Here is a 12,556-nt window from a genome sequence, read left to right on the forward strand (position 1 = left end):
TATTGTTTGAATTCAAATGTTAATATCCTGATTGTCTCAGATTGGGATTTGCAGCCATGTCAGAAGCTGGAATTGGAAACCAATTGAAATGATTTGGCAACTCACGTCCCTCATAGATTCCACCTTTCCACTCCCATAAATAATCTGCACTGGTGTATTTACCAAATCTAACCAGATCGGTTCTTCGGTAAGCTTCCCAATAGAATTCACGTGCTCTTTCGTCAAGAATGAATTCAAGAGTCAATTCAGAAGCCAAAATTCGTCCTGATTCATCACCGAAAGCTCGGTCTCGAATAGCATTAACAGCAGCAAGAGCATCGGAGGAAGAGGCACCGGAGCCGCCTCTGAGAACTGCTTCTGCCAACATCAGATATGCATCTGCGATTCGAAACAAAGGGAAATCAATATCTAAATGCTCAATATTGGATCCTGGAATTCCGTTGATGTCGATGTTCTTATACTTCATCACAGAAAATCCGTTGCTGAATTCAGCTATGACTTCGGCAGACATAATTCTATCCTGAGTAAAGAACATTGCTCTTTGATCTGTTTCTCCTGAGTAATCGGGAAATTTCTCAATTAATTGACGTCGTGCTCTATTACCTCCCCAGGGATTAATCCCAAATGCTTGTGCGTTCATATCCGAAGCCCATGATGAACATGCTATCATTGTAACTCCACCCCATGTTTGAGCATTAATACCGTCTGCCACAACAGGGAAAATTATTCCCTTCGCCTGATCGTTATCAGCCATAAAAAGTCTCTCATAATTTGATTCCAACTCGTAAGGGGAGTCTATTACCTTCTTGGCGTAAGTAATGGTTTCTGTATATTTCGCCGTTCCGATATAAACTTCAGCATTCAGGTAAAGTTTGGCCAACAACATCCACACCGCAGCTTTATCTATTCTGCCATAGACATTTTGCAGTGGCTCAACCAGTAAATCTTCAAGCTCAAGCAATTCAGATTCGATGTAATCAAATAAATCCTGAGTTGAAATTTGATCAGGTAAAAAAGCACCTACCAAATCGTCTTCTGTTACAAAGGGGACACTTCTATAAAAATCCATTGCATGGTAATAGCTAAGAGCTCTTAAAAAACGTGCCTCCGCTCTGTAAAGAGCTATTTCGTTTTGCTGGGTCTGATTAAAGCCTCTATCCTGAAGCCTGCCGGGTGCTGATTCTCGAATGAATTCATTTGCAAGTGTAATCTGATAAAAAATTCTTGAATACATTCCCATATTAATTTCATTGGAAGGAGTCCATGAATTCGTTTGGAGTTCAGGAATTCCCGGATCATTCCAAATCCATAAAGCCATCTCGGTAGTTCCATCCTGCATATACCAATATGTTCTCAGATAACTGGAAGTTCCTTCGTCAATTCCCAATACATCCTGATCTCCATCGGGACCTACCTGCCCGGTTAATGATAACCCTCCATAGATTTTCGCTAACACGTTCCGATAGGCAGCGGGATCTTCATAAATTGTAAAAGAAGTGATAACATTCTCATCCAGAGGAACGGTATCCAAGTCGTTTATGCAGGAATTAAACAATAAAATTCCGCCAAACAACAATGCTGCTATATAATTATAATTCTTCATACTAACATGGTTTTAAAATTCCAGGTTTACACCCAACAAGAATGTGGTTGGTCGGGGGTAAACATTTATGTCCATTCCATTAAAAACCTCAGGATCCAACCCTTCATAATCGGTAATTACAAAAACATTCTGTACCGTAATTGATAGTCGCAGGCTTGAATTCTGATTTATCAAATCTGCAAAACGGTATCCAAGCGAGATGTTATCCATTCTGAAAAAAGAGGCATCTCTTACATAGAAATCAGATAATAATTCTTGTGATTCAAAATTGGTATCCAGTACACTTTTGGGTAAATTCTGAATGTAGGTATTGCTATATGTGTACCTGTAATTGGCATTGCTGGCAGCAAAATCGTTGTAAACAAAGTTTCCAATGCTTGCTCTTCCTGCAAAAGAAAAATCCCAATCCTTATATTCAACTCTTGAAGATAAACCAAGCAGGAATTTTGGTGCTGAGGAATGGAAATGATATCGATCATCTATGGTAATTTCGCCATCCCCGTTGCGATCACCGTAAAGGCCTGCAATCGGCATCTTATTTTCATCATATACCTGCTGATAGACAAAAAATGAATTAGCTGGCTTGCCTACGCTGTGGATTTTGGCATAATTTCCAGTTCCACCGGAAATTACTCCGGTATATGCGCCCTGATATCCGGGATCATCGACAACAGTAAGTTTTGTAATTTCATTCTTGTTATAAGTAAAGTTGAACCCTGTCTCCCAAAACAGGTCGCTGGTAACAACCGGACGCAGATTCAGATTAAACTCTACCCCACGATTTTCGAGACTACCCACATTTGTTAAAAGGATATTTGTAAAATTGGTTCCGGCAGCCACAGGAATTTCATTGATTAAATCAGTTGTCTCCCGATGATAGAGTTCAATAGAACCGTTGATTCTTTCATTGTAAAAACCAAAGTCAACCCCCACATTGTATGTGGTAGTTTCTTCCCATTTCAAATTTGCATCATATCCAGATGGACGTGCCATGGTAACCCAATCGTCTCCGAACCGATAACGGGCAGTTGACTGGCTTAAACTGTATCTTGCCAGGTATGGATAGTTATCGCTGGTAATATATTGCTGACCTGTAACTCCATATCCCAATCTCAAACGAAGATTTGAAACTACTGAAGAGTTTTGTAGAAAAGATTCCTGATTAATTCTCCAGGCAGCAGCCAATGAAGGGAAAGTTCCAAAACGATTATCCTTAGAGAAACGAGAAGTCCCATCATGTCTCACTGTTAGCGTTAACAAATATCTTTCCATCAAAGAATAGTTCATACGTCCAAAGAAAGATACAAGATAATTCTCCGTTGGAATGGTTCTTTCGGGAGCAATAAGGTATTGCCTGTTAATGCTGGTAGCATGTACATAATCTTCACGCCAAAAATGCTGCCATGAATAACCACCCATTAGATCAATACGACTTTGAATGGTTGGTAAATCACGATTGTAATTCAGATAAAAATCTAATAACTGATTCTTTCTGTCCTGGGTATACACACGATGTTCTCCGCTGATGTCTGTTCCGTCTGCGGCTCTCCTGTATGCAAAAGCTGCATTTTCCGGGATTACTACAGTCCCATCGGTATTGGAATAATCATACCCCAAATTTAGCGTTGCGACCAATTCAGGTAAAAAATGGAATCGATAATCAAACTTTGCGCTACCAATGCTACGAAACACCTCTGAAGTGTCGTCTCTTTGATTTAGTTGTGCAACAGGGTTGACGGGAGAAAAAGAAGCAGGTCTGTCTCCATCCATCCAGGTTGTATAACCTCCGTAAGGACTATTCTCATCGAAAACAGGTTTGGTAGGATCGTATAAAATTGCGTTTCCAATTGCACCGGTAGGTGCAAAACGATTTTCGTTAAACATTCCTCTCAAACTTAAAGTAACTTTAAGATGATCGTCAAAAAAAGTTGGAGTGAGGTTCATTGAGGCTGTATAGCGTTTCATGTCTGAGGTTTTTAACAAACCTGACTGATCGGAATAACCAACAGAGAAACGATATGGAACATCCATATATGCTCCTGCCATGCTAAAGTTATGGTCATGACCAATTGCTGTCTGAAAAATCTCATCCTGCCAGTTAGTCCTGGAATTTCCAAGAAGGTTTGCAGCATTGGAATTCTCCCCAAACCGATCATAAATAACCTGGCGATATTCCTCAGCATCAAACACTTCAATTTGATTGGTTTTTATTCCAACTGAAACATTGGCATCATAGTTAAAACGAATTTTGCCATGTTGGCCTGAGCGTGTTGTAATAATAATCACACCATTTGAAGCTCTTGATCCATAGATAGCGGTTGCAGAAGCATCTTTCAAGACTGTGAAACTCTCAATATCACTTGGGTTAATGGTGCTAAGAGGATTTCGCATTCCTGAAACGCCATCATTGTCAACGGGAACCCCATCAATTACGATCAAAGGCTCATTGCTTGCCGATAGTGATGATCCCCCTCTGATTCGAATGGCCGCACCACTTCCAGGAGCTCCCCCGGCGCTGGTGATTTGCACACCTGAAACCCGACCGGCAATTAACTCCTGAGGTGATGTAATGGCTCCCCGGTTAAAGTCCCGGGAACTCACAGAAACCAATGCCCCGGTTGCATCGTCCCTTCTTACCTGGCCATATCCAATGACCACCACTTCATCGAAACTAAAAGTTTCGAGTTTCAATTCAATTATCAGATGGGATCTCTCTCCAACACTCACAAAACGAGATTCATAACCAATATAAGATATTCTCAAAACATCTTCATTGGTAGCCAAAATAGAAAAGTCTCCATCTGTAGAGGTTACGGTTCCTCGTTGGGTGCCCTGAACCATCACTGTAGCTCCGGGAATTGATTCTCCAGATTGAGAATCAACCACCAAACCAGTAACGGTACGTTGCTGGGATATAACAGGGAAAACAACTCCCCATAAAAGAAATAGCAGTCCCAGCCACTTTAATTTAATTCTTCTTGATTGCTTCATTAGACTTTTTGGTTAATTCATAAAAACAGAATACTCTATAATTCTCAAATCTATCTTACTTCCAAGGAAAGTTCACCTTTTAAAAGACCATTGGAAGTGGCAGTTAAGTTCAAAACTCCTCCTTTTTGTCCGGCTTGTAATAAAATGGTGGCAATACCAGCCTCTGCCTCAATAGGATTCATTCCAATTAAACTTGCATCGCCAGACACATTAAATTCCACAGAATTGACAGCTTCCGGAATGATGACGCCATAATCATCAACAATCGCTGCGTAGAGAAAAACAAGATCATTTACATTTTTAGTCAATGGCCGGTTGCTTTCATCTATCCAAAGTTTAACCTCTTTTGGATTACCCGGAGTTCTTCTTATTGATTCAACCACCGCCTTTTCATTTATGTATCCAACCGCCTTTAGCTCTCCGGGAGAAAAACTACTAAGGATGAACGTAAATGGTGGCTGATTTAGGTGAGTGCTGTTTGCATCTTCATCGGGAAGTTGTCTTCCGAGGGATTGGCCATTTACAAATAGTTCAATCTCTTCGCAATTGCTGTATATTTTTGCTTCTAAAAAAGAAGGGTCATTATAATAGTTAGCAATGTATACAAATGGCTCATTAAACTCCTTCTGAGGAAATTCGCCAATAGCTGCCTGACTTTTATAAAAATAAAATGCAAATTTTGGTAGCCGGAATATATCCATAATTCCTGAAGCTTCCAGATCTGGAGCATAACCGCGGTTATAATCAAACATTAACCAATTTGCATCACCTGCAGGACTCCCTATAAGATTACTATTATGAGCTTCCTGATAATTCAAAGCCTGTTGAGCCAGTCTTCTCTGACCAAATCCTCTCAATTGACGAGAATTGCGCTCCTCCGAAGTTAAATCTTCAAATGCTGTTTGATTGAAACCCGCATTGTGCGCATAGTACTCCCAATCTCCATACTCTGCTATTAAAATAGGTTTCTTGTCATAATGATTCCAATAATGAGGTGGATAACCATGTTGACGGGCAGGAATAAAAACATCAAAAATGTCTTCATACCAACTGCATGTATAAAGGTCGCTGGATGGCAACTCCTCATAAACTGCATTATGAGCATCCAAAATATATTGCTTTGGCATTTCGGACTCGTTGAGAGAAGCCTCCCATAGCACAATTGATGGATGGTTTCTATCGCGACGAACCATTTTTCGAACATCATTTATGGAGTTGGCATAAAAAACATCATCCCCAAAAAACTGCCAGCCAGGAATCGCATTCATTACAAGCAGACCAATTTCATCACAAGCATCTATAAAAGATTTTGTATGCGGATAGTGTGATAGGCGCACAAAATTAAATCCGGCTTTTCGAATTTTGTAAGCATCCCGGTAATTTGCATTATCCGAAATAGCATAACCAACATAAGGATACTCTTGATGACGGTTTGTTCCTCTCAAAAATAATGGTTCACCATTTAATTCAAAGCCATCAGTCGAAAAAGTGAAAGTTCTGATGCCAATGCGCTCACTAACTTTATCAATCAATTGATTATCTTTGATTAAGGAGACGTGCAAATGATATAAACTAGGAGAAGAGGGAGACCATAAATCAGGATTTTCAACATCAAATGATAATTCAAATAACCCATTTCCCTCTGCGGAAATGATTTCAACATCAGATGTTACATCCTTAATTATCCTGTTGTTTTCGTTGCGCAATTTCAAACGTATCTGAGCACTTTTTTCTTCTGTGTATTCGTTGTTTACATCCACCTGAACATTCACTGTTGCCTTGTCAATTGACACATCACTGTAAGTCACCAAAACCCCACCTCCGGCAACACGTTTGGCTCCAATGGGATCTGATATATGAAGCCTATCTTTAACGAGAAACCATACATTTCTATATATTCCACTAAAATAATTGAAATCCAACTCATCCACAGGTTTCCCGGGAGGAACCTGTGGATTATCCTCATTATTGACTCTTAAAAGAACTGTATTTTCTTCCCCATATTTTAAATGTTCGGTCAACTCTACATAAAAAGGAAGATAACCACTGTACGATGTCTTAACTCTATTTCCATTAATATAGATATCTGAAAGATGCATGGCTCCTTCGAAATGTAATGCAAGATGCTTTCCGAAAAGTTCGGAAGGGACTGTAAACCTTTTTCTGTAATAGCTTGTCCCCATCCATTGACGTCCTTTTATTACCAAGGGCTCAACGTGTGCAGTATGAGGTAAATTTACACTTTCCCACTCCACTCTATTCTGCCATAAATCCTCCTCTTCCACATCTTTAACAAACTCCCAACCGTCATTAAACAAATTCTCTCTATTTGAATAATGCGAGGTTTCTCCATTTTTGCATGACCACAAAACAGATATCGTTAAAATCAATCCTAAAAATGTCCTCATAAAATAATATCTTTATTATTCGTATTCATATTTGAAATATTCCACAACCTCAGTTAGGTTACCGGAAAAATTAAAAAAAGCACAGTTCTCCCAAGATGAACCAGTTCCCCACAAGTCCCTCATATCTGATGTAATCCAAGCCGGTTCCCAATAGAATGCTCCAATTGCTCCGGCATTTTTTAAGTTTTGTACCAAAGAGATCATAAAATTCTTTTGTCCTTCAACGGTGTATGGAAATCCTGGTACAACATTTTGCGTGTAAAAAATATTCGGATAATTGTCATTGTTAGCGGTAGTAAAAGGATAGGCTGTTTCAAGCAAAACGATATCTTTATTAAATCGATTAATTAAATCTTCAATCACTCCGGAAATCTGGTTAAAACTTATAGTAGTATGCCAGATATGATAATATGAGAACCCCATCACATCAAAATCCATTACGCCTCCTTTTTGGATTACATCGGGTAACCACCACTGCATGGTTGCCGGATCGGCAACATGCAAAGCAACAATGGTCTCTTGTCCGACACGTGAGTCTATATCTCTGATGGCTTTAATGGCAGAATTTATGACCTGTCCAAAATGGCTCCAGTTACCCTGACAAACATTTAATGAAGGGAATCCGGGTTTTGTGTTGGTGAACATCATTCCACAATTGGTTTCATTTCCAACCTGAATCATTTCCGGTAAAAGTCCTTTACTATGTAATCGGTTCAGAATATGATAGGTATAGTTGTAAACAGAATCAGACAAAACTTCAATACTGGTAATGTCTTGCCAGGCTTTTGGAACGTCCTGATGTCCGGGGTCTGCCCATGTATCTGAATAATGAAAATCCAAAAGAACAGACATTCCTGCATCTTTAGCTCTCTGGATGCTTCTCATTACATCATAAAATCCACTATATAAAGGCGGGTTATTATCATACAAATCAAAAACCCAGTCGGGGTTATGCCATAATCTTAATCGGACATAATTGGCTCCATGTTTTTTAAATACTTCATAAGGATCTGTAGCTATTCCATTCTCCAAATAAACGCCTCCGTTATCCTCTATCTGATTGACATAAGAAAGATCAACTCCCATCATAAATTCCTTGGAAGAATTATCATTTTCATTTTCATCATCAATAACATCCACCAATTTTTTTTTATCATCAGAGCATGCTTGTGATAAAACCATTGATAAAACTCCAAAAATCAACATCACGAAAATTCCTGCTTTTCTCATAGTTTCAATATTATTTAATAAATCAATTCAAATGTAAACAAACAATAATAACTACGCTTTTCATTTTAATACCACGTTTTGTCCATTTCTTACAAATCACATAAATTAACTTTTATAATCCTGTTTATCTTTAACTTAAAACATTGCATAAAACATACATTTTATTGTTTAAATTCTACATACCCATTTTAAACCATAATATTTTACTATTTTTAACCATAATAACATTAAACACTCAACCGTGATTAATAACACCAAGTTTATCCTTGTCTGTTTCTGTTTAGGGTTGTCTTTATTGTTTTCCGGCAACATAAAAGCATCTGTAAATGAGAAAAATATGTTCTTCACTAATCTCAACATTGAGGACGGTTTAAGTTCCAATATGACCAACTCAATTGTTCAGGATGAATATGGATTTATTTGGATAGGAACGCAAGAAGGCTTGTGCAGATTCGATGGCTATAAAATGACCTATTTTCAGAACGAAAACCATCCCGCCTCATTATCATCCAACAATATAAGCTCCCTCCTTCTGGATGATGACCACATCTGGATAGGAACCTGGGATGGACTTAATGTCATAAACATTCATACTTATAAAGTTCAAAGAATAAACACAGGAACGATTAGGGTTATTAGAACACTTTTTCGCGACAATTCCGGATTAATTTGGATTGGAACCGCCAGTGGAATTTTGATTTACAACTCACAGGAAAATAAATTCATACACTATAACTCCTCCAATAGCAACCTTTCACATAACACCATAAGAAGTTTTTATCAGTCCGATTCCGGAGATATCTGGATTGGTACTTACAACGGGCTGAACAGATACAGAGACGGCGTTTTTAAGCAATTCAATCTCAAAGGAGATTACAAACCTCTATTGGAAAACAATTTAATATGTTACATTGAAAGGTTCTCTGAATATAGTGACTCCTTGTTATGGATAGGAACTGAAACAGGTCTGGCTCTTTTTAATACATTCAATGGAGATTTTGAACTATACAATTCAGAAAACACAAAACTGAGCAACGAAGTAATTAAGTGTATTTATAGGCAAAATGATTCAACACTGTGGCTTGGAACTGATTTTGGGCTGAATTTGTTCAACACCAAAACCAAAGAAATTGAGACCTTTTATCACGATCCACTTATTAATCATACGGTTTCAAGCAACGTTATTTGGGAGATTTATAATGATTTGCAGAATCGATTATGGCTGATCACATCAAATGGAGTAAGTGTTACAGATGTTAGCCAGTCATATTATACTTTTTATGAAGAGTATTTTTCAACTGAAAATCCTCGTATAGGAAACCAGGTTAAAGATATACTGGTGACTCGAAACAATGATATTTGGTTGGCTACGATTCATGGAGTAATAAAACGCAGTGAAAATATTGCTTCCCCGCATAAAACTTTTTTTTCAACAACCTCTGCTGACAACAAAAAAATACTTCTCGATAATGTTTACGCTTTAATGGAAGATAACCAAAACAGAATCTGGATTGGAACTGCGGGAGGTATAAACATCTGGGATCCCATAGAAGAAAAAATGTATGCCATTACTGCAAATCAGCAGAATGGTCTTTTATCAAACTACATCAGTGGATTTGCTCAGTTTAATGATGGAACCATATGGATCTCTGCCTGGGAGGGAGGCGTTTTTAAAATGATACAGGATAACAATAATCCGGAAAACGCCCGCTTCATCCTAATTGATCCCGATGGGGATGGCCGGCTAATAACAACCAAAAACAATATTTACTACGGAACATCAAACCAATTATGGATAATTGACCACAAAACCTTTGAAAAAAGACCAGTAATAGCTGTGAACAATAGAATATTCAACAGGCAGATTTCCGCGTTGATGGCTGCAGATGACGGATCAGTATGGATAGGCTCTGACAATTCTCTTTTTCGCTATAATCCATCAAATGATTCAATTAAATCCATAGACATTAAGGCAGGACGACCGCAAAAAATAATCAATATTGTAGAAGATAGTAAAGGTAATATTTGGGCAACGACTATAAATTCAATAATCAGATTTAATCCAAACACTTCTCAGATATTATCAATCCCAATCATGGAAGGTTCTCCGCTAAAAGGTTTTTATGCATATTGTGCAGACATTACGCATGAAGGGAATATCCTTTTTGGAGGTGACAATGGCTTTATAGCCATTGAACCCAATCGAATAAAAAATGCTGAGAAAAAACCGGATATATATATATCCGGTTTATACGTAAATCATCAACCAGTTCTCCCAAACGACACAGTTGAAATCTTAAAAAAGGACATCTCCTTCAATAAAAATATAAACCTTAAGCATAATCAGAATTCTATAACATTCGACTTTACCACCCTTGATTATCTATTTCCAAAAGCCAGCAGTTATAGCTACAGGTTATTACCTATACAAGACAATCACATAACCACATCAGGCGATAAAAACTTTGCCGTATTTTCAAATCTAAAACCCGGTCGATATACCCTGGAGTTAAAAGGAACAAATCGATTTGGAACCTGGAGCGAAACAAAAAGCCTTGATTTTCAAATAACACCGTCAATCTGGCTCAGTAACAGTTTCCTATTCCTATATGTATTGATAGCTCTTTCTTTAACTTATGTCATCTTTAAGGTTTATCATTTCAGACAGAGGCTAAAGAACGAACTTCAAATTGTAAAACTTGAAAAAGAGCACAGCGAAAAACTGGCACAGACTAAAATCGGTTTCTTTACAAATATCAGCCATGAATTCAGAACCCCCTTAAGTTTAATTATTCCACCCATCCAGGAATTGCTTAGAAACGGACAAATAAATCCTAGCCATGAGAAAATGCTTAAACTGGCCAATAAGAATGCCATTAGGTTATACAAATTGGTTAATCAGCTATTAGATTTCAGAAAAATAGAGTCATCTAAACTACAAATACAAAAATCGAAAGTCAACATCGTAAGTTTCAGTAAAGGAATCTTCAACTCCTTTGATGATATGGCGGCCCGACATGAAATTGATTATTCTTTTCATTCGGATCGGGATGAAATCATTGTAGATATAGATTGTGAAAAGATTGAAACAATCCTGTTTAATTTACTTTCAAACGCCTTTAAATTTACACCATACAAAGGTGTGATAAAAGCAACGGTAAAAAATAGATCTATTAATCATCAGAAATATATAATTATATCTGTTAAAGACACAGGGCCAGGAATACCTGAAAGAGAGCAAAAACAAATTTTTCAACACTTTTACCAAACCAATCATTCGATTAAAAAAGCCGGGTCTGGCATTGGCCTCACGTTAGCACAGGAATATGCCAAACTACATAACGGTACAATCACGCTTTTAAGCAAACCAGGCAATGGGAGTTGCTTCACACTTTCCATACCACATGAAAATAGTTGCGAAATTGAATTTTCAATAGAGCAATCTCTCTTCTCTTTCGCGAAAGGAAACAACAACGACAATGGAAAACAGGATATAAACAGCTCAATACCACAAAATGCTAAACGCCTTTTATTGGTAGACGATAATCCCGACATTCTTGATTTTATTGAAATCAATCTCAGAAATGAATACCATCTATATAATGCATTAAATGGTCAGGAAGCACTTGAACTTGTAAAAACAGTGCAACCCCATCTTATCATTTCAGATGTAATGATGCCGGTAATGGACGGCATTTCTCTATGTGAGAATTTAAGGAAGAACAAAGTAACGGCTCATATCCCAATTATTCTTTTAACTGCCCGAGATTTAGATATTCATAAAACTGAGGGCATGAGCAAAGGTGCCGACTTTTACATAACCAAACCATTCGATATATTTTACCTGAAATCGTGTATCTCAAGCATCTTTAGACGGGAGCAACAAGTGGCACGGCACATTGAAACACAATTAAAGCTAAAACCTGCAGATACCTCAGAACCAAAAAATAACAGTGAACAGGCATTCCTTAAAAAAGTTATGGCAATCATTCAATATAATTTGGCTAACCCTTCTTTTTCAGTCGAAGACATCAGTTCTCAAATGAACATGAGTGCCACTCACCTATATCGAAAACTTAAGGAATCAACGGGATACTCAACAAAAGAGATCATCATAAACTATAGGCTGCAAAAGGCTGCACACATGCTTGAAAACAACGAAGGAAACATCTCTGAAATCATGTACTCTATTGGTTTTACAAGCCTTTCAAGTTTTTCGAAAAGTTTTAAAGCAAAATTTGGCAATTCACCAAAAGCCTACAAAAACACAATAAAAAACCGGGAAAACTAATTATGTTCATCCCGGTTTGATCATACCTTTCAC

5 protein-coding genes are annotated in these 12,556 nt (G+C 37.8%); 1 reads left to right on the plus strand and 4 read right to left on the minus strand.

All coding sequences use genetic code 11. The features are described from left to right. Positions 1–19 precede the first annotated feature (19 nt). Genes B5X70_RS11970 through B5X70_RS11985 form a run of 4 tightly spaced genes read right to left on the minus strand, consistent with a single transcriptional unit; the run spans position 20 to position 8,232 of the window. Positions 20–1,603: a RagB/SusD family nutrient uptake outer membrane protein gene (locus B5X70_RS11970; protein ID WP_079558140.1), complete on the minus strand. Its 1,584-nt coding sequence runs from the start codon at positions 1,601–1,603 to the stop codon at positions 20–22. Positions 1,604–1,615: 12 nt separating this feature from the next. Beyond that, complete coding sequence (locus B5X70_RS11975) at positions 1,616–4,594, minus strand: SusC/RagA family TonB-linked outer membrane protein (protein WP_079558141.1); 2,979 nt, start codon at positions 4,592–4,594, stop codon at positions 1,616–1,618. Positions 4,595–4,644: 50 nt separating this feature from the next. Next, entirely contained in the window at positions 4,645–7,002 is a 2,358-nt protein-coding gene (locus B5X70_RS11980) for a glycoside hydrolase family 2 TIM barrel-domain containing protein (RefSeq protein WP_079558142.1), read from the minus strand. A 15-nt stretch (positions 7,003–7,017) separates the two neighbouring features. Further along, positions 7,018–8,232, minus strand: coding sequence for a glycoside hydrolase family 53 protein (locus B5X70_RS11985; protein ID WP_079558143.1), 1,215 nt, complete (start codon positions 8,230–8,232; stop codon positions 7,018–7,020). Between the two features lie 241 nt (positions 8,233–8,473). Here B5X70_RS11985 and B5X70_RS11990 point away from each other — a divergent pair, with 241 nt between their 5' ends. After that, positions 8,474–12,523 (plus strand): hybrid sensor histidine kinase/response regulator transcription factor, encoded by a 4,050-nt coding sequence (locus B5X70_RS11990; protein WP_234995082.1) that lies wholly within the window; start codon positions 8,474–8,476, stop codon positions 12,521–12,523. Positions 12,524–12,556: the final 33 nt, after the last annotated feature.

The organism is Alkalitalea saponilacus (assembly GCF_900168165.1).
Lineage (GTDB): Bacteria > Bacteroidota > Bacteroidia > Bacteroidales > Marinilabiliaceae > Natronoflexus > Natronoflexus saponilacus.